General features: G+C 36.9%; 22 protein-coding genes. 8 read left to right on the top strand and 14 right to left on the bottom strand.

The features are described from left to right. Window positions 1-221: 221 nt before the first annotated feature. From VJJ03_RS02470 to VJJ03_RS02480, 3 genes are read left to right on the top strand one after another with little or no spacing between them, the layout of a single operon-like run. Window positions 222-905: a hypothetical protein gene (locus VJJ03_RS02470; RefSeq protein ID WP_323973636.1), complete on the top strand. Its 684-nt coding sequence runs from the start codon at window positions 222-224 to the stop codon at window positions 903-905. Window positions 906-916: 11 nt separating this feature from the next. Then, the gene (locus VJJ03_RS02475; RefSeq protein WP_276884980.1) at window positions 917-1,645 is read left to right on the top strand and encodes a hypothetical protein; all 729 of its coding nucleotides are present in this window, start codon (window positions 917-919) and stop codon (window positions 1,643-1,645) included. A 17-nt stretch (window positions 1,646-1,662) separates the two neighbouring features. Continuing rightward, window positions 1,663-2,016: a DUF4280 domain-containing protein gene (locus tag VJJ03_RS02480; RefSeq protein ID WP_323973638.1), complete on the top strand. Its 354-nt coding sequence runs from the start codon at window positions 1,663-1,665 to the stop codon at window positions 2,014-2,016. 810 nt (window positions 2,017-2,826) lie between these two features. Here the strand turns inward: VJJ03_RS02480 and VJJ03_RS02485 are convergent. Next, the gene (locus VJJ03_RS02485) at window positions 2,827-4,062 is read right to left on the bottom strand and encodes a site-specific integrase (RefSeq protein ID WP_016479451.1); all 1,236 of its coding nucleotides are present in this window, start codon (window positions 4,060-4,062) and stop codon (window positions 2,827-2,829) included. Between the two features lie 334 nt (window positions 4,063-4,396). On the opposite strand from VJJ03_RS02485, the gene VJJ03_RS02490 reads away from it, so the two are divergent. Further along, window positions 4,397-6,097, top strand: a complete 1,701-nt coding sequence (locus VJJ03_RS02490) for a bifunctional alpha/beta hydrolase/class I SAM-dependent methyltransferase (RefSeq protein WP_323973640.1) — start codon at window positions 4,397-4,399, stop codon at window positions 6,095-6,097. Between the two features lie 41 nt (window positions 6,098-6,138). Here VJJ03_RS02490 and VJJ03_RS02495 read toward each other — a convergent pair whose 3' ends face one another. From VJJ03_RS02495 to VJJ03_RS02520, 6 genes are all read right to left on the bottom strand, one after another. Then, window positions 6,139-6,606, bottom strand: coding sequence for a DUF2750 domain-containing protein (locus tag VJJ03_RS02495; protein WP_009745958.1), 468 nt, complete (start codon window positions 6,604-6,606; stop codon window positions 6,139-6,141). 27 nt (window positions 6,607-6,633) lie between these two features. Next, window positions 6,634-7,980 carry a signal recognition particle protein gene (gene ffh, locus VJJ03_RS02500; RefSeq protein ID WP_323973642.1) on the bottom strand — a complete coding sequence of 449 codons (1,347 nt, stop codon included), beginning with the start codon at window positions 7,978-7,980 and terminating at the stop codon, window positions 6,634-6,636. Between the two features lie 111 nt (window positions 7,981-8,091). Next, window positions 8,092-8,388 carry a hypothetical protein gene (locus tag VJJ03_RS02505; protein ID WP_009745956.1) on the bottom strand — a complete coding sequence of 99 codons (297 nt, stop codon included), beginning with the start codon at window positions 8,386-8,388 and terminating at the stop codon, window positions 8,092-8,094. Window positions 8,389-8,464: 76 nt separating this feature from the next. Further along, entirely contained in the window at window positions 8,465-10,930 is a 2,466-nt protein-coding gene (gene lon, locus VJJ03_RS02510) for an endopeptidase La (RefSeq protein WP_323973644.1), read from the bottom strand. 267 nt (window positions 10,931-11,197) lie between these two features. Then, complete coding sequence (locus VJJ03_RS02515; RefSeq protein WP_323973646.1) at window positions 11,198-12,787, bottom strand: peptide chain release factor 3; 1,590 nt, start codon at window positions 12,785-12,787, stop codon at window positions 11,198-11,200. 258 nt (window positions 12,788-13,045) lie between these two features. Next, window positions 13,046-15,007: a M3 family metallopeptidase gene (locus VJJ03_RS02520; protein WP_323973648.1), complete on the bottom strand. Its 1,962-nt coding sequence runs from the start codon at window positions 15,005-15,007 to the stop codon at window positions 13,046-13,048. A 118-nt stretch (window positions 15,008-15,125) separates the two neighbouring features. On the opposite strand from VJJ03_RS02520, the gene VJJ03_RS02525 reads away from it, so the two are divergent. Next, window positions 15,126-15,881: a polyprenol monophosphomannose synthase gene (locus VJJ03_RS02525; protein ID WP_323973650.1), complete on the top strand. Its 756-nt coding sequence runs from the start codon at window positions 15,126-15,128 to the stop codon at window positions 15,879-15,881. 5 nt (window positions 15,882-15,886) lie between these two features. Here VJJ03_RS02525 and VJJ03_RS02530 read toward each other — a convergent pair whose 3' ends face one another. The 7 genes from VJJ03_RS02530 to VJJ03_RS02560 all read right to left on the bottom strand — a co-directional run bounded on the left by VJJ03_RS02530 (window position 15,887) and on the right by VJJ03_RS02560 (window position 22,757). Further along, window positions 15,887-16,831 carry an NAD(P)H-dependent flavin oxidoreductase gene (locus VJJ03_RS02530; protein WP_323973652.1) on the bottom strand — a complete coding sequence of 315 codons (945 nt, stop codon included), beginning with the start codon at window positions 16,829-16,831 and terminating at the stop codon, window positions 15,887-15,889. 317 nt (window positions 16,832-17,148) lie between these two features. After that, window positions 17,149-18,894, bottom strand: coding sequence for a thiamine pyrophosphate-dependent enzyme (locus tag VJJ03_RS02535; protein ID WP_323973829.1), 1,746 nt, complete (start codon window positions 18,892-18,894; stop codon window positions 17,149-17,151). Between the two features lie 176 nt (window positions 18,895-19,070). Then, window positions 19,071-20,363 (bottom strand): MFS transporter, encoded by a 1,293-nt coding sequence (locus VJJ03_RS02540; protein ID WP_009745949.1) that lies wholly within the window; start codon window positions 20,361-20,363, stop codon window positions 19,071-19,073. 75 nt (window positions 20,364-20,438) lie between these two features. Continuing rightward, window positions 20,439-21,215, bottom strand: a complete 777-nt coding sequence (locus tag VJJ03_RS02545; RefSeq protein ID WP_323973654.1) for a hypothetical protein — start codon at window positions 21,213-21,215, stop codon at window positions 20,439-20,441. Continuing rightward, window positions 21,212-21,694 (bottom strand): septal ring lytic transglycosylase RlpA family protein, encoded by a 483-nt coding sequence (locus VJJ03_RS02550; RefSeq protein WP_009745947.1) that lies wholly within the window; start codon window positions 21,692-21,694, stop codon window positions 21,212-21,214. Before VJJ03_RS02550 ends, VJJ03_RS02545 begins: the two co-directional genes overlap by 4 nt. Window positions 21,695-21,717: 23 nt before the next feature. Next, window positions 21,718-22,245 (bottom strand): ribosome maturation factor RimM, encoded by a 528-nt coding sequence (gene rimM, locus VJJ03_RS02555; RefSeq protein WP_323973656.1) that lies wholly within the window; start codon window positions 22,243-22,245, stop codon window positions 21,718-21,720. Continuing rightward, window positions 22,245-22,757, bottom strand: a complete 513-nt coding sequence (locus VJJ03_RS02560; protein ID WP_323973657.1) for a 30S ribosomal protein S16 — start codon at window positions 22,755-22,757, stop codon at window positions 22,245-22,247. Before VJJ03_RS02560 ends, rimM begins: the two co-directional genes overlap by 1 nt. A gap of 237 nt (window positions 22,758-22,994) precedes the next feature. Between VJJ03_RS02560 and atpD the strand changes: the two genes are divergently transcribed. The 3 genes from atpD (at window position 22,995) to rlmD (ending at window position 26,301) form a co-directional block, all read left to right on the top strand. Beyond that, a complete protein-coding gene (gene atpD, locus VJJ03_RS02565) occupies window positions 22,995-24,509 on the top strand; it encodes a F0F1 ATP synthase subunit beta (protein WP_009745944.1) in 1,515 nt (504 codons plus the stop codon). 5 nt (window positions 24,510-24,514) lie between these two features. Then, complete coding sequence (locus tag VJJ03_RS02570) at window positions 24,515-24,790, top strand: FoF1 ATP synthase subunit delta/epsilon (protein ID WP_009745943.1); 276 nt, start codon at window positions 24,515-24,517, stop codon at window positions 24,788-24,790. Between the two features lie 101 nt (window positions 24,791-24,891). After that, window positions 24,892-26,301 (top strand): 23S rRNA (uracil(1939)-C(5))-methyltransferase RlmD, encoded by a 1,410-nt coding sequence (rlmD, locus tag VJJ03_RS02575; RefSeq protein WP_009745942.1) that lies wholly within the window; start codon window positions 24,892-24,894, stop codon window positions 26,299-26,301. Window positions 26,302-26,398 lie beyond the last annotated feature (97 nt).

The raw sequence follows: 26,398 nt of genomic DNA on the forward strand, positions 1-26,398 counted from the left end.
GAACTAACTGCCAATCACCATTTTATAGGAATTGATAGATTAAAAATAGAACACCCGAAATCAGGAAAAAAAGAAACCATAAAAATTACTTGTAAGGCATTTCAAGTCATAGATAAAAATGGACAGGAATAAAGTTTGACAAGGATATAGATATTAAAATATATGCCATTAAAGTAGATGAAAAAGGGAACAAAACAGAAAATTTAGCAGGCTGCATTACAATGATTGCACCTATTGTAAAAACTATCAATATACTTCCAGTTTATGTAAAAACTATAACAAGTAAATATGGTAATAATAAAGATAATACGTTTACTTTGCTCAAAAAAGCTTTAGGGCAAGCATTGATCAAAGTAAACTTACTTGAAAAAGACCCTAACAGTATCAAAGGAGAGTCTTTCTATTTAGATTTACCTGCGCCTTACCCTTTTACAATTCTCTCTAAAACAATAACAGATAATAATGGATTGGATGATTTTATCAAAAATGAATTTGAACGTAAATATTCTACTATTTATGCGAATTATTTTAAATTGTATTTTCTTGATCTTGAATATAAGGAACCTAATACTGAAGGAGCAGGAGGTTATTTTGATTCAGTATCTAAATGTGTAATGTTATTTAAAGGGCACCAAAAGGAAACCATTGCACACGAGTGTTTACACGCTTTAGGATTGCCACATTCATTCTACTACCCATCAGAAATATATAAATCAAGGATGGAAGAAAAAATAAGAGATAAGAACTTTTTTGTATTCAAAGCAATGGAAACAAACAACATAATGGACTATTCACATCTGGGAGTAAACCCTGTTACAAAAAATCGAATAGACTCGCCAAAAGAGCGTTATCTTACGTGGCATTGGCAATGGTTAATAGTACGAGAAAGTACATTATTGGAATAAAAAATGATATTATGAGAATATTTATAAGCTTAATAATCATCACTCTATTTTTACAATGTAAAAATGCGCAGAGATATAGCATTGAAGTTAAAAACTCTTTAAAAGATACGATTATGTTTAAACGATTTGATTTTGAATTATACAAAAGAAACTATAAAGGTTATAAAGAAGACCCAACGCGTCCCCCATTTTATATATTAGCGGATGGAAGTGCCTTCGAATCATTTGTAGCAGGGGATTATATTTATTATTTTGTAATCCCCCCTAAACCATCTTATCATCACTATATGTATTTTTATTATCCTGGAGGAAGACTAAAAGAATATGGGGCTTTTGCGGGTTTGGACAGTGATGTAAGAATAGGCATTTGGAAACAATATGATACAATAGGAGATGAAACACAAGTAGATGAAGAAGCAAAATTTGAGAAATGGTCTTTTTATAAGGTTTTAGAGGTATTAGAAAAAGATGGAGTTATCAATTTGCGAACGGGAAAACATAGAGAAGCAAATGAATTAGACTTTGATTTTGATGAAAAAGAAAAAAAATGGACAGTGGTAGTTGTTAAAGAAGTAATAGATGTTTTTATTGATGTTTATTATGAATATATCTTTGATTGTGTAGCTGGGACATATACTCGAGAAGAATATGAACGCTATAATAATAAAGCAATAGATCTTTCTGGGTTACCTCAATTAAAGAATAGTAAAGAGAATAAAGATAGAGCAATAAAAAAGTGAAATAATTTTTATTAGTTATGCCACAAATCATCACTGATACTGCAGAACTCAGTTGCAATCAAGGTACTGCAACAAGTAAACTCAATGTTACAAGTCAAGATTTTGTAACTATTGAGGGTAAAGCTATGGCTACTGAGGAGGACAAGCAAGCGAATACTAATATACAGCCCTTTAAGCAATGTAAACTAAAACCTTCTTCAGGTGGTTATTTACCTTGTGTGCCTGCTCCTATTCAATGGGAAGATACCGCAGAGAAAGACTCTATCAACGGACAAAAAATACTTACAGAAAGCTCCTATTGTATGTGCTCAGTTGGTGGCAAAATCACCGTAAAAGATAAAGGACACAACGAAAATCACAATGTGGAATAAGTCTAATCGCCACGACTTCGGAGTGCGTTTTAAGCTCACTGCAAGGGCAAGTTGTTTTGAGTGCCTAAACGCCTATTGCGTGCCTCAAAACACAACTTGCTCTGTTCCGGTGAACAGAAAATTCTCCCTAAAGGTCAAATTTTAATTAACCATAAGAAAAGAAGATAAACACTACAAGCTCATAAAGTGATTTAGGGCATATTAGTAATATATTTAACCAATCACTTACTTACAAAGTTATTTACAATTCTATGTAAAGCTATATGTATATTTGTACATTACTTTGCTTTCACGTATCAGAGCAAGCAAGTATGTACGAAGGTAAAAACGTAATTAAGTAGCTACATAGTTTGAAATTTTTATTCGACAATGGGAGGAAAAGCGGTATTCGTTTCAAAAAACAATCTGTAAGAAGCGGCATTTTTCTCATATTTGACATTTTTTTTATTCGCTTAAAGGTCGGAATGAGCTGGTTTCGTTTCGAGTGCCATAAAAGGTCTGTGTTTAGCTTCTGCAAGGTTTTTCAAAAAAATACTACCCGCAGGACAACGGACAAGGGCTGGAGATTTTTTTGAAAACCCATCGGGCTTGACCTTGCAAGAAGCGTTAAGAACACAGAAATACCTTTGCACTCGAACAACGAACCGCCATTACGTGCCTTAAGTGTTTAAAACAGGGAAAATAGGTAAGCCTTAATAACACTCTTATCTTTGTCAGATAGCTTTCTGTAAGGCAACAAAAAAATCCATTGACACATCTCTTTTTGAAATGTTATCAATGGATTTCTAATTTTTAAAAGACACTGAGAAGCTATCCTATCTTTAAGTTTTTTAATCGTTCGGCAGCAATTTCCATATCCTTGCTGATTTTTTCATTGGTGATTTTAGCATAAATCTGGGTGGTTTTGATATTCTTATGTCCCATCATCTTGCTAACACTTTCCAAGGGAACCCCTTCTGTTAAGAACAGAGTACCAAAGGTATGGCGTGCCCAGTGAAATGAAATGGGTTTTTCACGAATGATGTTGCAATCTTTCATCATCTTTTTAATCAGGAGGTTGCAATTAGCATTGGAGGGTGTAGGAAATAGTGCCTCTGTACGAGTCGTACCCTCATATTTTTCAATAATTTTCTCGGCTATATCTAACAGACGTACATTACAGGGCACATCGGATTTCTGACGGCGTTTGATAAGCCATTTGTTGCCGTCAAAGAACGATTGTAAGTGACTTTTCTTGAGCTGCTTGATGTCAATGTAAGAGAAGCCTGTAAAGCAACTAAAAACAAATAGGTCTCGTACTAATTCAACAGAAGCACTCTTAGGGTGATATTGCAGAAGAGCTTCTACTTCCTCTCTAAGCAAATAGCCTCTGTCTTTCTCCTCCATAGAACTTATATAATTCTTAAAAGGATTACGATAGATGATACCCTTGTCTATGGCTATTTCTACCATTTTACAAAGGGGCATCATATAAACCCATATTGTGTTGTGAGTAAGACTTTTATTAACTCTAAGATAGAAGTCAAAATCGTTGATAAAGTCTTCTGTAAGCTCTTTGAAAGAAATATCACTTCTGTGGTATTTGTACTGGATAAACTCGCTCAAATGAGTGTATACATTTTCGTATTTGTTAAGCGTACTGTAACTTCTAACACCTTTTTCTACCATCAGGGCAAAGTCTTCTTTGAACTTCTCATAGACTTTTAGCAAGGAATCTTCCATTACTCCTATGCCTAGAAAAGTAGCTTTTAGCTTCTGAGCAGTAACCACTCCCTCGTACTTCATCAACTCCTCATAATGAGTAATGATACGTGAGCGAATCTCTTCCAGCTTGCGATTAAGTTGGGTAGCTTCTTCTGTTTTACCTGTTACCCTTCCGTACTTCAAATCCCATTTCTGTGGAAGGATTTCAAGTTTGGTACTAAACTGAGCTACCTGATTGTCAATGGTAATACGTCCCATAATAGCAACCTTACCGTTCTTCTTTGGGGCATTCTTTTTAAGGTAAAACAATACCTTAAAGGTTGAGCGTTTTACTTTTTTCATACTCTAATTTTTTAATTTGCGAAAGTACTTTTTATCAAGTTACTGTACAATATGAAAAAAGGTGTAAAACACTGAAATATAACCTATTAATAAAAAATATTTTTCAGTATGGTAGGTAACGATTTAGAAACCTAATTTTGAAAAAACCTATCTAAAACATCTAAGACTCTGTCTTCTCTTATCTTCCTGTCAAAAAATTAATCCTCTTTGTATGAGCTAATTACATTATTTTTTGTAGTTTTGCTTTTTATTCGTAATTTTCCGATAAAATAAGAAAGAAAATTAGCTGGAATAATATTATTTTGTACCTTTGCCTTTGTAAAATATAATACAAATGAATACAGGTTTTTTTAATAGCTATGAAGGGGCTGAAATATTCTTTTACGAATGGAATTACAAACCAGGTCAGAAAACCCTTATTGTTATCCATCGTGGACATGAATATGGCGAGCGCTTACAGGAATTTGCAACTCACCCACTGTTTGCCTCTTATAATATTTTTGCCTTTGATATGCGAGGGCATGGGCATACTAAGGCTTCTGTGTCGCCTGCTTTTATGGATTCAGTACGTGATTTGGATACTTTCACTAAGTTTCTACAAAGGGAATATGCTGTACGAGAGGAAGATATCTTTGTGGTAGCTAATAGTATTGGGGGAGTTATTGTATCGGCATGGGTACATGATTTTGCACCACACATTGCAGGAATGGCTCTTTTGGCACCTGCTTTTGAAATAAATCTTCTTGTCCCTTTGGCTAAGCAGGCTATTGAACTTGCATTAAAAGTGAATCCTAAGCTTATTGTAAAGAGTTATGTAAAATCTAAGATGCTTACCCATGATCCTAAGCAACAACAGGCTTATGATACAGATCGTTTTATTACACGCTCTATTAATGGAAAATTACTAATTGATTTAGCTAATGCAGGTAAGCGTTTGGTAGAAGATGCTGCTGCTATTACAATTCCTACATTGCTTCTTTCAGCTGAAGAGGATTTTGTGGTGATAAATAAAGAGCAAAAGCAATTTTATGTAAATCTATCTTCAGAAGTGAAAGAATTTATTACTTTAAAAGGATTTCATCATGGTATACTCTTTGAGAAAGATAGGGAAGAAGTATATAAAATCCTACAACAGTTCATCACTAAAGCTTTTGAAACTCCTGCTTTACCACCTTCTTTGACTCCTGACAAATTTACTCAAAAGGAATTCGAAACAATGCAATATGAACTCATTCCTAGAGGAGAGAAATGGTATTATCACTTCCAAAAATGGGCATTGGGCAAATTAGGACATCTTAGCAGTGGAATGGAAGTGGGATTAGAGTATGGTTTTGATTCGGGAGTTTCTATGGACTATGTTTATAAAAATATACCACAAGGAAAATGGGGTATTGGTAAATGGATGGATAAGAACTATCTTAATGCTGTAGGTTGGCGAGGGGTACGCATACGTAAAACTCACCTACTACAACAAGTGGAGAAAGCTATACAAGTACTACAAGTTCAAGGACGAAAAGTAAAAATATTAGATATTGCGGGAGGAGTTGGTAATTATTTGTTTGATGTCAAGGAAAGACATCCCGAAGTAGAAATTGTTATTAATGAATTCCTGCCTTCTAATATAGAAAAAGGTGAAAAAATTATTAGAGAGAAGGGATATACGAATATAAGATTTACCAATTATAACTGTTTTAATAAGGATAACTACCGAAGAATGGAATTCTCTCCCAATATTACTATTATTTCAGGTATTTTTGAACTTTTTGGCAATAATACTTTAGCTAATGAAGCTGTGAAAGGAGTTGTTTCTATTTCAGATAATGGTTTTTTGATTTATACAGGTCAACCGTGGCATCCACAACTTAAGACAATAGCTTTTGTTTTGAAGAGTCATCAAGATAAAGATTGGGTAATGCGCCGTCGCAGCCAGCGAGAGTTAGACAGTATTTTTGCCCTCAATGGAGTACAGAAAGAAAGTATGCTTATTGATGATTTTGGTATTTTTACTGTTTCATTAGGAAAGATAATAAAATAAAGAGGCTTGCCTTGCCTCTTTATTTTATTTTTCACTTATTATTATTCTTTCTCTAAATCATTTACATAATCTTTAAGGTCATTGAGAGAAGAAAAACTTTGGAATTCTAATTTGGTATCATTAGCTTCTACCTCATCAATAAGAGCTTTGAGCAAGTGAATAGGATGTTCTTCATATCCGAAGAGTTCTGTATCAAAATTAATACCAGCCACTACATCTTCTTCAAGCATCCCTAAGCACCAACTTTCCATAAATTCTGCTAAGGGGATTTCACTAATCTTATAGTCTGCCCATTCTTCTTGTTTGCACGCTTGTGCTTTCTCTTTATCTGACCAGAAAGCGAGTACTCCTACCTCCTCGTCCTCATCATCCTGAGTTTCAAACTGTGAAGAGGTACAAGAGGCTATATAGTCTTTTTCATCTTTTAGACAATAGACAATTCCAGAGGCAACTACTTCCCTAATAAAATGAAAGTATTTGTCCAATAATTCTTGTTTGTTCTCTGACATTTTATTTTTAGTTTTTAGTGTTAGTTATTAGAATTTAGGCATTCCACCTTGCATGGATTGCATCATACGCATCATTTGTTTAGCTCCTCCACCTTGCATCATTTTCATCATTTTACTCATCTGATCAAATTGCTTGAGAAGCTGGTTGACTTCTGCAATATTACGTCCGCTTCCCTTAGCAATACGATTTTTACGAGAGGTATTAATAATAGAAGGATTGCTACGCTCAGCGGGAGTCATTGAAAAGATAATAGCTTCAATATACTTAAAAGCATCATCACTGATATCGAGATCTTTTACAGCTTTACCTACTCCGGGAAGCATTCCTAATAGGTCTTTCATGCTACCCATTTTTTTGATTTGCTGTATTTGAGCGAGAAAGTCATCAAAACCAAATTGGTTTTTAGCAATTTTCTTCTGGAGCTTACGAGCTTGTTCTTCATCAAATTGTTCTTGAGCACGCTCCACCAAAGATACTACGTCTCCCATGCCCAGAATACGGTCAGCCATACGATCAGGATAGAAGACATCTATTGCGTCCATCTTTTCTCCTGTACCAACGAACTTAATAGGTTTGTTAACTACCGATTTAATAGAAATGGCAGCTCCACCACGGGTATCTCCGTCCAATTTGGTAAGGATCACTCCGTCAAAGTCTAATACATCATTGAAGGCTTTGGCAGTATTCACGGCATCTTGCCCGGTCATAGCATCCACCACAAAGAGTGTTTCCTGAGGATTTACTGCCTTGTGAATTTCAGCTATCTCTTTCATCATTTGCTCGTCCACAGCCAAACGACCTGCAGTATCTATAATTACTACATTAAAGCCATTACTTTTAGCATATTGAAGTCCTTTTTGGGCAATATCTACAGGATTATTATTTTCTCTTTCAGAGAATACAGGAACTCCTATTTGTTCTCCTACTATATGAAGTTGATCAATTGCAGCAGGACGATATACGTCACAGGCAACCAGAAGAGGTTTTTTGTTTTTCTTGGTTTTTAAGAAATTGGCTAATTTCCCAGAAAAGGTAGTTTTCCCAGAACCTTGTAATCCAGACATGAGGATTACGGAGGGATTTCCACTAAGATTTATCCCTGTAGCATCTCCTCCCATGAGTTCTGTGAGTTCATCTCGGACAATCTTCACCATGAGCTGTCCTGGTTGCAAAGTAGTTAGCACATTCTGTCCAAGTGCTTTTGCTTTTACCTTAGAGGTGAAGTCCTTAGCAATGGAGTAATTCACATCGGCATCCAAGAGGGCACGGCGTACCTCCTTAAGTGTCTCTGCTACATTGATTTCAGTAATTTGTCCATGTCCTTTAAGAACATGTAAAGCTCTTTCTAATTTATCACTTAAATTATCAAACATAAGTTATCCTATTGAGGGTTGGCAAAGATACAACTTTTTTCTTATATTTTGAAATAGAATTTAAAAAAATCCGCTTTTTATGCGGATTTAATAAGGTAATTTGAACCTTTTTTAGAATAAATTTTTAACAGCATCTATTCCCTTTTTGAGTCCATCAGAGAGAGAACCTGAAGAGAGGTCTGTGAAAGCTTTTTTAGCTTCTTCCCATTTGTCTCCTGAAGCATTCTTTAAGGCTTCAAATTTTTCAGTAAGGGAGGATTTATCAGCTAAAAGTTTATTAAGCTCCTGTTGAGCCTTTTCCTTAAGGTCTCCTGTCTTAAGCCCTAATTCTTTAGTTAAGGAATTGATTTTTTCTGTTAATACACTGATTTTCTCTTGTGCTTCTTTTAGAAATTGTTCTTTATCCATAACAAATTTTTTAATTAACTGTGCAAAAATACATGATTCCTCCTAAGAGAAGTGTTAATGAAATAATAAATTATAATTAATTATTCTTCTTGGAATCTTCAAAGGAAAAACTTTTAGGATTCTTTACATCTTCTTTAGTGATTGCCAAAGCGAGTACCTCTTCCATTTCAGTAGCATAATGGAAAGTGAGTCCTTGTAGATATTCTTGTTTTATTTCATTGATATCCTTTTCATTGTCTTTACATAGAATAATCTCCTTGATACCTGCACGCTTGGCGGCAAGTATTTTCTCCTTAATACCTCCTACAGGAAGTACTTTTCCTCGCAGGGTGATTTCCCCTGTCATAGCTAAGTTCTTTTTCACCCTCTTTTGGGTTAGTAATGAATAAAGAGAGGTCAGTAGGGCAATTCCTGCGCTTGGTCCATCTTTAGGAGTGGCTCCTTCGGGAATATGTATATGGATTTTGTATTGTTCAAAGATACGGGTATCTAATCCAAATTGTTCGGCATGTGCTTTGATATATTCCAAGGCAATAGTAGCAGATTCTTTCATTACCGTCCCTATATTTCCAGTAATAGTGAGTCCTCCGTTACCTTTGGAAAAGGCAGATTCTATGAAGAGGATATCCCCCCCTACACTTGTCCATGCCAATCCTGTGACTACTCCTGCGACCTCATTGTTTTCATATTTGTCCCTATCCATGGTGGCAATTCCTAATATTTTACTAATATCCTCTAAGGATATTTTTGGATTATAATCCTCTTTCATAGCTATAGAACGAGCTATGTAACGTACAATTTTAGCAATTTGTTTTTCTAAATTACGTACTCCTGACTCACGGGTATAGCCTTCAATGATGCGTTCTATTTCCTTTTTACCCAATTGTACCTGTTTGGGTTCCATACCATGTTCCTTGAGTACTTTAGGAAGTAAGAAATGTCGGGCAATCTCTATCTTTTCTTCAATAGTATAGCCTGATATATTAATAATTTCCATCCTATCCCTAAGGGCAGGTTGTATGGTGCTTAGATCATTGGCAGTAGCAATGAACATCACTTTGGAAAGGTCATAACCAATTTCAAGGAAGTTGTCATAGAATTCGCTATTCTGTTCAGGGTCAAGTACCTCCAACATAGCTGAGGAAGGATCTCCTCCATAACCATTGCTAAGTTTATCCAATTCGTCCAAGACAAAAACAGGATTAGATTTTCCTGCTTTTTTGATTAGCTGAAGGATACGTCCAGGCATAGCTCCAATGTAGGTCTTCCTATGACCGCGTATTTCTGCTTCGTCACGTAAGCCTCCTAATGCCATACGTACATATTCACGTCCTAAGGCTCTGGCTATAGAGCGCCCTAAGGATGTTTTTCCAACTCCAGGGGGTCCATATAGGCAAAGGATAGGTGATTTCATATCATTACGGAGCTTGAGTACAGCTAAGTATTCTATGATACGGCGCTTAACATCCTCCAAGCCATAATGGTCTTTGTCTAAGATTTTTTGGGCACGCTTGAGGTCAAACTTATCCTTAGAGTAATCCTCCCAAGGTAGGTCTAATAGTAAATCAATATAATTACGCTGAATAGCATAATCGGGCATTTGTGGATTTAAGCGTTGTAGTTTAGCTAATTCCTTATCAAAGTGTTTCTGAATTTTTTCATTCCACTTTTTGTTTTTAGCTTGTTCTTTGAATTTTTCTATATCGGCTTCGAAGGATTCGTTACCAAGCTCTTTCTGGATGGTTTGTATCTGTTGGTGTAGAAAATAGTCTCGTTGTTGCTTATCAAAATCCAAGTTGACCTTATTCTGAATTTCCTTACGCAAGGTTGCTTTTTGTAGTTCTACTCCAAAATATTTGATAATAGCCCAAGCACGTGTTAGGTAGTTATTCTGCTCTAAAATGTCCTGTTTTTCAACCACAGACAAAGGTGAGGAGGAAGCCACATAGTTGATAAGGAAATACTCACTGTCAATATTTTGCAATACGAAAGGAATTTCAAAAGAGCCGTTGGACATTTCCTTTGCCAAGCGTAAAGAAATATCTCGGACTACTTCTACGGTAGCTGAGAATTCCTCATCATCAGGATTAGGACGAACTTCAGGAATTTCATTGATACGAGCTTTGAAATAAGGCTGTTCTTCTACAAATTCCTCAATCTCAAAACGACGAGCACCTTGAACAAAAATGCTAATACTTCCGTCAGGGATTTTAAGAGTTTTGAGTACATGAGCCACGGTACCCACTCGGTAAATATCTTCCTTATCAGGAATTTCATTGTTATTCTTCTGACTGACGATTCCTATGAGATTCTCATTTTTAGCCTCATGAATAAGTTGCATAGCCGATTCTCTCCTGATGGAGATAGGGGTTATCACTCCAGGAAAGAGTACGGTATTCTTTACCGGAAGTATAGGAATTATTTCAGGTAAGGGTTCCTCTTGAGTTTCGTGCTCCTCATCTGGGTTTGTTAAAGGAATAATTTCTGTATTTTCATTAAGATTCTCCTCATGTAAAAGGCTGTCAAAATTTCCTATTCTCATGTTCTATTTGCTATAATTATGTAATTTTGTCAGCGACTTTCTTGGGTTTATAATTAAGATAAAAAATAAAAACTCTCATAACTCGCTTATAATCAATTGCTCTTGTAAACAGTAAAGTACTGACCCTTGTAACAAGGCAATTAATGTGCCAAGAATAATTATTCAATTTATCTAAACTCTTTATAGATTTTCTTTTAGAGCATGTCTAACAGGTTGAACATTTTTGTTAGGTTTTCTAAGGAGTAGTAATGGTCAGTTACTATGATTTTAAAATTCTGAGGTAAAGTGTAATTTTAGGTTTGGATACTTCTGCTTGACCATCTCAATAGAGAAAGATGAGTCAGCAAGGAATACTAATTGACCTTGTTTGTCTCGGGCTAAGAACTTCTGTTTGACACGTAAAAAATCTAAGTAATCGGCGTCTTTTGTATTTTCAGGTTCCTCTACCCAACAAGCTTTGTAAATAGGAAAATTTTCATAGCTACACTTAGCACCATATTCGTGCTCTAATCTGTATTGGATAACCTCATATTGCAGAGCACCTACGGTTCCTATTACTTTTCTGCCATTAAAGTCCAAGGTAAAGAGTTGTGCAACTCCTTCATCCATAAGTTGGTCTATTCCTTTTTCTAATTGTTTAGATTTAAGAGGATCAGCATTGTTAATATAGCGGAAATGTTCTGGGGAGAAGCTTGGTATCCCCTTGAAATGCAATACTTCACCTTCGGTAAGGGTATCTCCTATCTTAAAGTTACCTGTATCGTGTAAACCTACGATGTCCCCCGCATAGGAAATGTCCACAATCTCCTTCTTCTCAGCAAAGAAGGCATTAGGGCTGGAGAACTTGAGTTTCTTGCCCAAACGGGTATGTAGGTAAGGTTTGTTACGTTCAAAAGTACCTGAAACAATCTTAACAAATGCCAAGCGGTCACGGTGATTAGGATCCATGTTGGCGTGTATTTTGAATACAAAGCCTGAGAAATTCTTCTCTTCTGGTCTTACTAAGCGTTCTTCGCTAGCTTTAGGGCGAGGTGCAGGAGCTATTTCCACAAAACAATCCAAGAGCTCCCTTACCCCAAAATTATTCAAAGCAGAACCAAAGAATACGGGTTGTTGTGTTCCATTGAGGTATGCCTCACGGTCAAAGGTAGGATATACTTCATACACTAATTCCAGATCCTCCCGGAGCTTTTGTGCAGATCGTTCAGAAATAATTTTTTCCAAATCAGGGTTATTGATATCATCAAAAGAAATGGTTTCCTCAATATTCTTACGACTATCACCCGAGAAAAGATTGATATTTTTTTCCCAGATATTATAAATACCTTTAAAATCATACCCCATTCCAATAGGAAAACTTAAAGGAGCTACGCGTAAACCTAATTTTTGTTCCACTTCGTCCAATAGGTCAAAAGCGTCTTTTCCTTCACGATCAAGCTTATTGATAAAGACAATCATAGGAATGTTACGCATACGGCACACTTCCACGAGTTTTTGGGTTTGTTCCTCCACCCCTTTGGCTACATCAATCACTACGATTACACTGTCCACTGCCGTTAGAGTACGGAAGGTATCTTCAGCAAAATCCTTGTGTCCAGGAGTGTCTAAAATATTGATTTTATGCTCTTTATAGTTAAAAGCCAAAACAGAGGTAGCTACAGAGATGCCTCTTTGTCGCTCTATCTCCATAAAGTCGGAAGTAGCTCCTTTCTTAATTTTATTGGATTTGACGGCACCTGCCTCTTGGATAGCTCCTCCAAAGAGGAGTAGTTTTTCGGTAAGGGTTGTTTTTCCTGCATCAGGATGCGAGATGATGCCAAAAGTGCGGCGCTTTTGTATTTCTGTTTCTAAAGACACTTTTTTTAATTATTAATGGTCAAGGTTAATTATTAATTTACTTCTTCTGTGGTTAGTCGTTAGCAGGCAATCTTATTTCTTGAGCATACTTAAAAATATTTTCTAATAATTCAATCGTTTACGACTTTTCTTATTAATTATACAACTTACTCAATGAAAGCAACTCACCAATTAGAAAACTGTAATGATATTAAAATGAAAGCTATTATAATAGAGAGATGAACATAAAATAAATATTTTTGTAGTCTATATCAAACATTAATCATTATTGGTATTCATCATGGATGTTATCATTTTTTGGTAATCCATAGTATTTCCTTTGGAGAGGATTTTCTTTCGGAAGCGCTCACCATTGGCTCGGGTGAGCCCACCATTTTCCTCAAACCAGTGATAGATGTCATGTGCAAGTATTTCTGAATATTGATAAGCATAATAACTGGCAGCATAACCTCCTGAAAAAATATGTGAAAAATAGGAAGATCGGTAGCGTACAGGGACTTCCTTAGGGAAGCGTTCGGTAGCTTTTTCTTCAAAAAGAGTCACATTAGTAATCTTACTATCAGAAGGAAGGGTATGCCACTTCATATCCAAATAAGAAGAGGCTAATACTTCAGTAAAGGCATATCCATGGTTAAAATCTCTTGAATCCTTTATTTTTTGGATAAGTTCAGCTTTTATAGGTTTCTTTGTTTGATAATCAGTAGCGTAATTGGCTAATATGGTAGGGTAGAGAGCCCAATTTTCATTAAACTGAGAGGGAAACTCTACAAAATCTCTGGCTACAGCGGTTCCTGCTAAAGAGGCATACTGCTGCTCGGCGAAAAAAGCATGTAGGGCATGCCCAAATTCATGAAAGAGAGTCTCTACTTCACTAAAAGTAAGCAAACAAGGTTGATCTTTAGTAGCAGGAGTATAGTTACATACATTGTAAATAACGGGCTTTTGTCCCAATAACTTAGAAGGAGTAACAAATTCACTCATCCAGGCACCTCCGCTTTTTTGTTCACGGGCAAAGAAATCTCCATAGAACAAACCTAAAGGATCTCCTTTTTCTTCAAAAAGTTCATATACTACTACATCCGGATGATATACGGGCAAATCAGTTCTTTTTTTGAAAGTAATACCATAGAGTAGGGTGGCGGCATAGAAAACTCCTTTTTCTAATACATTGAAGAGCTCGAAGTAGGGCTTTAATTCGTTTTCATCTAAGTCATATTTGCCTTTGCGTACTTTTTCTGTATAGTAATTCCAATTATAGGGTGCTATTTTAGTTTTCTGAGCTATGCCCTGAAGTGTCTTTAGCTCTTCTTTTACTTTTTCTGAAGAAGAAGGAATCACCTTCTCAAAGAAATCCATCACTGCTTCTGGGGTCTTCACCATACTTTTTTGTAAAGCCCATTCGGCATAGTTTCTATATCCTAATAAGGTAGCTTTTTTTTGCCGTAAATCTATGATTTTTAATATAATATCTTCTGTAGTATACTTTCCTTCAGTCGCACGATTCCATGATTTTTCAAAGATACGCTTTCTGATTTGCTCATTCTCTAACAAAGAGAGTATAGGCTGTTGGGTAGTATTGGTAAGAGAAATCTTCCAAGAACCATCAGTTTGTTCAAGTGATTTCTTTTCTTCTTGAGAGAGTCCTTCTAAGTCCTTTTCGTCCAAAATAATGAGGGCAGCTTCCTTACGTGCTTCTAAAGTATTAAAATTGAAATCATTCATTAAGGCAGCTAACTGACTATTGATTTCTTTAAGAGTTTGTTTTTGTTCATCTGACAGATTAGCACCACTAAGCACAAAATTGTCATAATAGTATTCAAGAAGCTTGTATGACTCATTATCCAAAGCTAAGGATTCACGACTATTATAGAGGAACTTTATACGTTCGAAGAGCTTTTTGTTGAGGAAAATATCGTCTTGATGAGTAGCAAGGCGTGGTAGAATTTTCTTTTCTGTATCATGAATTATAGGATCAGAATGTGCACTTGATAAAGCATAGAAGATGTTACTCACACGCATGAGCTCCACGTTACTCTTTTCCAAAGGGAGTAGAGTATTCTCAAAGGTTGGAGAGGTCTTATTTTGAACAATTTCTTCTATACGATTACTCTGTATAGTTATCGCCTCAAGAAAAGCAGGTATAAAATCCTCATTGTGAATTTGTGTAAAATCTGGTGCCTCATACGGAAGAGTGCTTTTTTTTAACAGAAAAGAAGACATAAATTGATAGTTAATGAATAAATTGAATGTTGAAGTTAGGGGAACTATCAAAAATCATACCAAAGAAACATTTGCATAATAACTTTCATAGTTGTACTTTTGCACTTTATTTTAAAAAATGAATACTTCTTTAGTGGAAATCCTCTCAGATAGTTTGGTGATTATCCCCACTTATAATGAGATAGAAAATATAGAGAGTATTGTTCGGGTAACTCTTCTGCAAGCGCCTCATTTTGATGTGCTTATAGTGGATGATAATTCTCCAGATGGTACCGCTCTTAGAGTCAGGGAATTACAAAAAGAGTTTCCCGACCGCTTATTTCTTACTCAAAGAGATAAGAAAGCAGGTTTAGGAACCGCTTATATACATGGTTTCCTTTGGGGACTTAGGAGTGAAAAAAAATATGCTTTTTTCTTTGAAATGGATGCTGATTTCTCCCATAATCCCACTGATTTATCACGCCTATATAAGGAATGTAAAGAGAATAATGCTGATGTAGCCATAGGGTCTCGTTATGTTAAGGGGGTAAATGTGGTTAACTGGCCCCTAAGACGTGTATTGCTCTCCTATTGTGCCTCTATCTATGTGAAACTCATCACAGGTATGAGGGTACAAGACCCTACTGCTGGCTTTATCTGTTATCGTAAAGAAGTTTTGGAGGGTATTGATTTTGATAAAATTAAGTTTGTAGGTTATGCCTTTCAAATAGAGATGAAATACAAAGCTTATATTAAGAAGTATCATCTTTCAGAGGTCTCCATTGTCTTTACCGACCGTGTGCGTGGAAAGTCCAAAATGAATGCCTCCATTATCAAAGAAGCTATCTTTGGGGTTTTAGCTATGCGTATTCGTCATCTTTTGGGAGAAGAATGAGAGGGTTATATCCTCTGCATTCTTATTTTTGTTTGTTCAAACTCTTGCAATATATCCTCAAATACAGCACTGACACTTTTCACTTCATGGATAAGGCTACTTACTTGTCCTATTTCTAATTCACCCTCATCAAGGTTGCCTTCATACATTCCCAAACGAGTACGTCCTTTTCCCAGTAACTGTTTAAGGTTCTCTGTAGTAGCTTCCTGCTTGTTATAAAGTGTTTCTATTTGTCCATAGAACTTGTTCTTTAGCAGGCGAACAGGTGACAATTCCTTTAAGGTCAGTATCGTATCTCCTTCTTTAGCTTTAATGACTTCTTTCTTAAAGAGAGGGTGAACTGAGGCTTCTTCTGTAGCCACAAATCTACTCCCCATTTGTATCCCTTCAGCTCCCAGAGCCATTGCAGCGTACATAGCCTCGCCAGTGGCAATTCCTCCTGCTGCGATAACAGGGATGTTTACTGTTTTACAAACTTCAGGGATAAGAACTAAAGAAGTGGTCTCCTCCCGACCATTATGACCACCTGCCTCAAACCCCTCAGCTACGATGGCATCTACTCCTATCTGTGCTGCTTTTAAGGCGAACTTACTGCTACTGACCACATGTACTACCTTAATCCCTTTCTCTTGCAATTGAGCGGTCCAAAGGGTAGGGTTACCTGCTGAAGTAAATACGATAGGAACATGCTCCTGCATAATCACTTCCATAGTATGAGCACTGTTTTCATACATAATAGGAACGTTTACTCCAAAGGGCTTTACTGTATGAGCCTTGCATTGCCTAATTTGAGCTCTTAATTCCTCTGAGGACATGGATCCAGAGCCCAACAGTCCTAAGCCTCCTGCATTGCTTACTGCTGTTACTAACTGCCAACCACTTGCCCACACCATTCCTCCCTGAATGATAGGATACTGTATACCAAATAATTCTGTAATACGCGTTTTCATCAGTACTGCAAATTCAAGTTTCTTTTCCTTAAACTATATCAAAAAGTGTTGCAAATGTACAACATTTTTGAGGTTTTGTCAAGTTAAAGTTTTATTAAAGTAAAAGCTATTAGCTGTGGATAATTTAATAGCTAAAGTTAAAAAGTTGGCGATGAAGGCGATAACTTTTACATCGTCTTCATTGTTCTTTTTTGTATTTGTATTTTTATTCTTTTTTGTCTTTGTTTTAAGCGATAATGGCGATGACAGCATAGTTTTATAAAAAAAAGTAGAGATGAGATATCACCCCTACTTTTCTGTATTTTTAATTTACTTATTTAGAACACATCTTTGATATGTTTCATACTATTGGCAATACTGTCTTTTGCATTTGAAAAATCACCTTGTCCTATTTTTTTGATGACATTAGTAGCAAAGCCTTTCATCTGATCGAAGGTAACATGAGGAGGCATCGCTAAGGTATCGCGATTGGTGTAGATATTCACCAAAGTAGGCCCGTCGTGCTCGAAAGCTGCTTTTACGGTGGCTTCGAGGTCTTCGGTTTTGCGCACTTCATAGCCTTTGATGTTCATCAACTCGGCGAGTTTGTCGAAAGGTGGGTTTACCATATTGGTTTGCCAATCGAGGTAGCCCGATACTTCCATTTCGAGTTTTACCATTGCGAGCGAACGGTTGTTGAACACAAATATTTTCACAGGGTATTGGTATTGCATTAGGGTAGCCAAATCGCCCAAGAGCATTGATAGACCGCCGTCACCACACATTGCTACCACTTGTCTGCCATTGGAGGAAGCCGCTGCACCAATCGCCATTGGGAGAGCATTTGCCATAGAACCGTGGTTGAACGAACCGGTGAGGTAACGTTTGCCCGTACCTTTGATAAAGCGCGCTGCCCATACTACATTCATACCTGTATCGACAGTGAAAATAGCATCGTTAGCGGCGTATTTATCCAAAAGTTTAGCCGCATATTCGGGGTCTATTTGATTCTCTTCGGTTTTCTTTTTGGTGTAATCATCTAATGATTTTTCGAGTTCCAAATATTCTTTGTGAATATCCTTGAGGAAACTATCGTCAGTGCGAGGGCTGAGTTTAGGCAATAAGGCGATAATTGTATCCTTCACATCGCCTGCAAAACCGTAATCTACTTTGGCACGACGACCAATGATATCGGGGCGTTCATCTATTTGGATAATGGTGTTTTTCTTAGGTAAGAACTCAGCATAAGGGAAATCGGTGCCGAGCATTACGAGCACATCGGCTTTGGCGCAAGCATCATAACCTGAACGATGCCCGAGCAAGCCGTTCATTCCCGCTATATAAGGGCTATCGGTGTGGTCGAAGAATATTTTGCCACGGAAAGAGGCGACGATAGGCGCTTTAAGGGTTTCGGCAAGCTGTTCTACTTCTTTCACCGCATACTGACAACCGTGACCGCAGTAAAGGGCTATTTTTTTGTTTTTGTTGTCGTTTAGTACGGCTGATAATTTATCGAGTTCACTATCGGAAGGGCGTACTACGGGTTTTGCTAAGAAGGTTTGTGTAGCAGTAGGCACTTCTTCGAGGTCGGCACCTGCCACATCACCAGGGAGTCCCAACACTGCCACGCCTTTCTCGTTGATGGCCGTTTGTATGGCGCGTTGCATCATTGTGGTGAACTGTTTGGGGGTATTGGCTACATATACGTATTTACTGCAATCTTGAAACAGCAAGAAGGGGTTGGTTTCTTGGAACCAGTGGGTACCGAATTTATGGGTAGCGCAGGTGCTGGCAATGGCAATCACAGGGTTGCCTGAGCGGTTGGCGTCGTAGAGTCCGTTGATAAGGTGCACGTGTCCAGGTCCTGAACTTCCCATACAACAGCCTATGCCATTTAGTTCGGCGTCCATAGAGGCTGCATAAGCTGCTGATTCCTCGTGGCGGACGTGTATCCACTCAAGGCGACCATCGCGACGGATAGCGTCGTTCACAGGGTTGAGGCTATCGCCGGTAATGGCATAGACTCTTTTTACGCCTGCTTGTACTAACATTTCGACCAATTGGTCAGATACATTTTTGCTCATGATTTTTTCTTTAAATTTCGGTTGCAAAAGTACAGCTTTTATTTTTTCTAACAAATTTTTTATGAGAATAATGGATATAATACTCCTATTTTGAATGATTCTATGAAAAAACTAGTGGAGATTCCCCCCACTAGTTCTCATCGTTTAACCCTTTATTTAAATTAAAAAAAGAAAAATTATGCAATTGGAATGTCTTTGTTCACATTTTTGCTACCAATAAGGGCATAGTATAGGATGTAAGCAAGTCCTAAAATGACTACCCAGTAGCTCTGCACGTAGCCTAAGATATCTGCTACATAGCTCTGAAGAGTAGATAAGATACCTCCACCACATACCATAACCATGAAAATACCTGAAGCAGCAGCAGTGTACTTGCCTAAGCCTTCAGTAGCTAAGTTAAAGATACCTCCCCACATCACTGAAGTACAAAGTCCACAGAGAGTCAAGAGCATCACAGTAACAGGTACTTCAGCAAGACTAAAGGATATATTTTTATTGAATACAGGCATGTTCACCAATAAGTCTGTAGGTAGAAATATTGCCATGAGTACAAAGAGCAATCCTAAGGAAGCTACAAAAGAAAGCATAGCCTTGCTGGAGAATTTAGCTCCTAAGGTACCTCCTATAAATCGTCCTATGAACATTAAGAACCAATAAGTACCCACTACAGAACCTGCAGTAGTAGCATCTATGCCTAAGCCGCCTTTGTCTGCTTTAGCAGTCATGAAATAGTTCTCTACTCCAGGAATTCCCACTTCCACTCCTACATATACAAAAATAGCGATGATTCCAAAGACAAAGTGCCTGAAGGATAATGCACTATAAGGCTCTTTTACTTTGTTCTTTACTTTTTTTACAATATGAGGTTCAGGAATTTGCATTAGGGAGAGTACAACAAATACTAAAGCAAAGGTTCCCATGGCTAAGTATAAGGCTGGATTGGCTTTGTCAATAGAGGCTTTTTCTATATTTTCCCCTATAAGATATCCTACAAAAACGGGTACTATAGTACCTCCCATAGAGTTAAGTGCACCACCGAACTGTAGCAATTGGTTCCCTCGCTTGCCTTCACCTCCTAAGGTATTGAGCATTGGATTGACCACTACATTGAGCATACACATAGAGAAACCTGCTATAAAGGCTCCTGTGAGATATATAGCAAAACTCTCCATCGCACCTGATAAGAAGATGATACACACCCCTATGAAACCAACTGTTACCGCCGCTAGTGCAGTCTTCTTATAACCTATTCGTTGTAACATCTGTCCAGCAGGGATTCCCATAAAAGCATAGGCGATGAAGTTGGCAAAAGTTCCCAGTTGTGCCTGAAAGTTGCTAGCACCAAATTGGCTCTTTACAATCACTCCCATAGGACTCTGTAAATTGGTGACGAAAGCTATCATAAAGAATAGAGCAAACATCATTATAATGGGAAGCAGATAACTCTTGTTTTGTTGATTTTGTTCCATATCTACTTTTTATTAATATAGGGACAAAATTAAAAAAATATCTTATGATATCAAAGAAAAACAACTTAATTTTTTTTATTTGTAAAACAAATATAATGATATAAAATAGAAAATAGGGATACTCTCCACAAGGAATCCACTGTAAAAAGAAGATTGTTTTTCTTTGGCAAAAAGTAAAGAAAGGAGGGTAATCCCTGCGGTTACTATTTGTATTCTCAAAAGATAAATTGAGGAATGATAGAAGGCAAGGAGAATAAAGATTCCTATAATGATGGTTCCTATTATTTTTGTTTTTTTTATTCCTAATACAGTGGGAAGCGTTTGAAGATAGGACTCCTCTGAGGATTTGTCCTTGATATCAAAAGGAAGTATCAGTACACATATCCAAAGAAAATATTGTAAGGAGAGTAAGCCTACAGTATAAGGATAGGAAAAGGTACTGTACTCAGATAATGGTAGAAAAATACTACCAGAGACCCAGCAGATAGCAACAATCCCTATTTTAAGAAAAGGAATACTCCGAAGATTTCTTCTGAGAAGGGGAGTATTATACATAATACTGAGTAATCCTGTTGCAAGTAGTATCACTTTCCCATATAGGGTTAGGAAAAAGAAATTATAACAAACCATAATAGCACATCCCCACCATAATACAGAATTATATTTTAGTGTCCTTCCCTTAGCAAAGGAGTAGGACAAAATAGTGCCTCCCCACAAAGAGAATAGAGGAGGGTACTTTATGGGCAAGCTAAAGATAAGAAAAGTGCTAATGGCTAAGGAAGTTACTGCAGAGGAAACGATAATATTTTCTCTTATTAGAAAGTGCAAAATACGGGAGAATATCTGCCTCATTGACTAATAACCTCAATATTTACCTGTAAGTTTCCTTTGTTGGGATTATCGGTAATAGTCATAAATGCTTTTCTAGAAAGATCAAGTACTTTTTCTTTGGTAAAAGGACCCCGATCATTTACTTTTACTATTACAGACTTTCCATTATCTATATTGGTTACCTTTAGTAAGGTTCCAAAAGGATAAGTACGATGAGCTGCTGTAAGTTTATTATTATTGAATACTTCTCCGCTGGCAGTTTTGCGCCCATTAAACTTATTATGGTAATAAGAAGCTATACCGCTTATCCTGCTAGGGCTATCGGAAGTACTTGCTTTAGTAGCTATAGTTGTTGGCTTAGTACTTTGAGAAGTGTTTTTTGCATTCTTAATAGTTATTCTACTGCCTTTATGGGTTGTCCTCTGCTGAGCTACCTTTTGTGTATGACAACTTACCAATAAAAGAATACAACTTATTTTTAGAATGTAAGAGAGTTTCATAAAAGAAGATTTTAATTGGAGATTTATTGTAAATATAAGTCAATGAGTCCTTCTGGAGTCTCTACAATGATTTTCTTTTCCTTACGATTAACCTCCTTAAGGAAATTATCGTGGATAGGTATAAGTATCTCTCTCCCGTTATGTTGGATTTCAAAGAGTGGCTGAGAGGAATGATCATTGATATGAGTAACAGAGCCTATAAGACCATGCTTTGTATCATATACTTCAAAACCAACTACTTCATGGTAGTAAAATTTATTTCCAGAAAGTTTTGGTAGCAAGGTTAAGGGTAAGTATAAGTGATGTTTGAGAAGAGTTTCAGTATCTTTTTCAGTGTCTACTTCTTCAAACTTGATTCTAAATAGGGAGGACTTGTGTAGGCTGCATTTTTCTATGAAAAAAGGAATCAGTTCATTGCCTAATTCAACAAAAACTGATTCCACATTTTCAAGTAAGGAGAGGTCATCCGTGTCTGTTTTGACAAGGACTTCTCCTTTGAAGCTAAATTTGGAGACAATTGTTCCTACAAAGAAGCAATCTTCCTTTTTCATTAAGCTTCTGTTTCATTAGCTCCTTCTTCAGAGGATTCAGCGGGAGCTTCTGCTGCTTGTGCTTTAGCAGCGATAGCTTCCTTGCGTTTTTGGCTATAAGCTTGTTCTGCTTTTACACTTTCTTGCTTGGCAGAAACTTTTCCTTTTTGAAGGGCTTCTTTTTTAGCATTGATTTTCTGCTCTTTTTCAGTTAACCAAGCAGCAAATTTAGCGTCTGCTTGCTCCTTAGTAAGAGCTCCTTTCTTTACACCTCCTTCCAAGTGATACTTAAGCATGACCCCCTTATAAGAAAGGATGCGGCGTGCAGTATCAGTAGGTTGCGCACCGAAGTGAAGCCATTTGATAGCTTCATCAATATTTAGCTCAATCTGAGCTGGGTTAGTAGTTGGGTTGTAAGTACCTAATTTTTGAAGGAACTTACCATCGCGAGAAGCTCGTACATCTGCAGCTACTACCCAATAAAAAGGTTTCCCTTTTTTACCATGTCTTTGTAATCTAATTTTTACAGGCATAAATTTTAAGACTTTTGAGGTACACGACCTCCGTTAACAGAGCGCAAAAGTAATACATTTTTATATTACAGACAAATTTTTTAGAAAAAATGTACTTATTATTCTATTATATTGATTTTCAAAAGTATTAGATTAAAAGGGAGATTTATTCCAAAAAAGAAGAATATTTCTTGTCATTTACAAATAAAATGAATATCTTTGCCCTCAAAAATAATGCGTCTTTTTTAAATAAGAAATATGGCTCAATACAAAGGTAAAATAGCACAGGTAATCGGTCCTGTGGTGGATGTAATATTTCCTTCCGAAAAGGAAATGCCTAAGATTTATGATTCATTAGAAATTATAGGTGAAGATGGAAAAGTTTTGATTCTGGAGGTACAATCTCACATAGGAGAGGATACTGTTCGTGCCATTTCCATGGATGCTACTGAAGGACTTAGTCGAGGAATGGAAGTGATTGCTACAGGTCATCCTATTCAAATGCCTATAGGACATGATGTATTTGGACGGTTATTCAATGTAATCGGAGATGGTATTGACGGACTTGGCAACTTGCCCAAAAGTGGAGAAAATGGGCTTCCTATTCACCGCCCAGCTCCTAAGTTCGAGGATTTATCCACTGTAACAGAAGTACTTTTTACAGGGATTAAAGTAATTGACCTTATTGAGCCTTATGCAAAAGGAGGAAAAATTGGACTCTTTGGAGGTGCTGGAGTAGGAAAAACGGTACTTATCCAAGAGCTTATTAATAATATTGCTAAAGGACATGGAGGGCTCTCCGTATTTGCAGGAGTAGGAGAACGCACGCGTGAGGGAAACGACTTGCTTCGTGAAATGCTTGAATCAGGTATTATAAGATATGGTGATGAGTTTATGCACTCTATGGAAGAAGGAGGTTGGGACTTGAGTAAGGTTGATAAAAAAGCCCTTAAGGATTCTAAGGCTACTTTCGTATTTGGACAGATGAATGAGCCTCCTGGAGCACGTGCCCGTGTTGCCCTTTCAGGGCTTACCATTGCTGAATATTTCCGTGATGGAGCAGGGGAGGAAGAAGGAAAGGATGTTCTTTTCTTTGTGGATAATATATTCCGTTTTACTCAAGCAGGTTCTGAGGTTTCTGCTCTTTTGGGACGTATGCCCTCTGCAGTGGGTTACCAGCCTACTTTGGCTACTGAAATGGGGGCTATGCAAGAACGTATTACTTCTACCAAGAAAGGTTCTATTACTTCTGTACAAGCAGTATATGTACCTGCTGATGACCTTACAGACCCTGCACCAGCCACTACTTTCGCACATCTTGATGCCACTACGGTACTCTCTCGTAAAATTGCTGAACTTGGTATCTATCCAGCTGTTGATCCATTGGACTCTACTTCTCGTATTCTTACTCCTGAAATCCTTGGAAAAGAGCACTATGAGTGCGCACAGAGGGTTAAGGAATTACTACAACATTATAAGGAATTACAGGATATTATCGCTATTTTGGGGATGGAAGAACTCTCTGAAGAAGATAAGTTAGCAGTAGCACGTGCCCGTAGGGTACAGCGATTCCTCTCCCAACCTTTCCATGTAGCTGAGCAGTTCACAGGTATTCCTGGTGTGTTCGTAGATATTAAGGATACTATTCGTGGCTTTAACATGATTCTTGATGGAGAGCTTGACCATTTGCCTGAAGCAGCCTTTAACCTAAAAGGTACTATTGAAGAAGTAATTGAAGCAGGTGAAAAAATGCTTGCTGAGGTACAAAACTAAGTATTATGATATTAGAAATAGTAACTCCGGAAGCTATACTCTATAGGGGAAAGGTTAAAATAGTTACCCTCCCAGGAGTTAAAGGTTCTTTCCAGATATTAGAGAACCACGCTCCCATTGTCTCCCTGTTAGAGAAAGGTACTTTATCCTTTAAGGAAAGTGAATCCCCCGCAGTATTTATGCAAGAACATTTTATACAAGAGAAGGGAGAATATGCTTTGCCTATTGAAGGGGGTGTTGTAGAACAAAAAGATAATAGAATAATAGTACTTGCTCAATAAGTAAACTATAATTGATTTGGTTTAAATGTAGGGGCGAATTATAATTCGTCCCTACATTGCATTAATATTCATTCTTAACTTCTCTATAGGATATCAATTACATGAGAAAAGATAAAAAACCTCTTTTAATAGAAAAAGTTACTGTAACTGATGCGGGTGCTAAAGGGAAAAGTATTGCTCATGCCCCTGATGGAAGGGTTATTTTTTTAGAAAATGCAATTCCAGAAGATATAGTGGATGTACTTATAACTAAAAAGAAGAAAGCATTCTATGAGGGAACAGTGGTGAAATTTTATCAAAAATCCCCTTTAAGAGTACCTCCTGTCTGTGAACATTTTCTCTATTGTGGAGGTTGTCAATGGCAAGATATGAACTATCAAAGTCAGCTCTTTTACAAGCAAAAGGAAGTGGTAAATAACCTTAAGCGCTTAGGAGGAATTGTTCCTGAAGAAATATTGCCTATTTTAGGGAGTGAAAAGGAGTATTTCTATAGAAATAAAATAGAATTTTCCTTTAGTGAATCCCGATGGCTTACCTCAGAAGAAATTGAATCTAAGGAGGAAATAAATAATCGTAATGGATTAGGTTTCCATATTGCAGGTGCTTGGGATAAAGTGTTGGATATTCATAAGTGTTACCTTCAGGAAGATCCTTCTAATGCCATTCGTAATGCTATAAAAGAATATGCTAATACTCATGGATATACTTTCTATAATCCTTGTAGTCATTCAGGTTGGTTACGAACTATGATGATTCGTATCACTTCTATAGGGGAAATTATGCTTGTTATACAATTCTTAGAGGAGAGAAAGGAAGAAAGAAAAGAGTTGTTAGACTATTTGTTGGTACAATTCCCTCAGATTACTTCTCTTCAGTACATTATTAATAGTAAGCCTAATGATACCATTTATGATCAAGAGGTGATTTGTTATCATGGAAGAGAATTTATTCATGAAGAGATGGAAGATTTACGCTTTAAGATTAATGCTAAATCTTTCTTTCAGACTAATTCCTTACAGGCTTATCAGTTATACAAAGTAACTAGAGATTTTGCAGCACTTACAGGAAAAGAATTAGTGTATGACCTTTATACAGGCACGGGAACAATTGCACAGTTTATAGCCAAAGGAGCTAAAAAAGTAATAGGAGTAGAGTCTGTTCCAGAAGCTATTGCTGATGCTAAAGAGAATGCACATACTAATCAAATATATAATGTGGACTTCTTTGTGGGAGATATGAAGAATATCTTCAATGAAGAGTTTATCACCAAGCATGGTACCCCTGATGTGATTATTACAGATCCTCCCAGAGATGGTATGCATAAAGATGTAATAGCACAAATCCTTAGAATAGCTCCCAAGAGAGTTGTTTATGTGAGTTGTAATAGTGCTACTCAAGCCCGAGATTTAGCCCTGATGGATCCTATGTATAAGGTGGTCAAAATACGACCTGTAGATATGTTCCCTCAGACTTATCATATTGAAAATGTAGCACTTTTGGAATTGAAATAATCTCTTAAGCGAAATTGAAATATTTTTGCTAACAAAAAATAGAAAAAATATAAAAATATCATTATTTTTTTGTACATTTGCCACTATAAATAAAGTT

The sequence above is a fragment of the Capnocytophaga sp. G2 genome (assembly GCF_035282625.1).
Classification (GTDB): domain Bacteria; phylum Bacteroidota; class Bacteroidia; order Flavobacteriales; family Flavobacteriaceae; genus Capnocytophaga.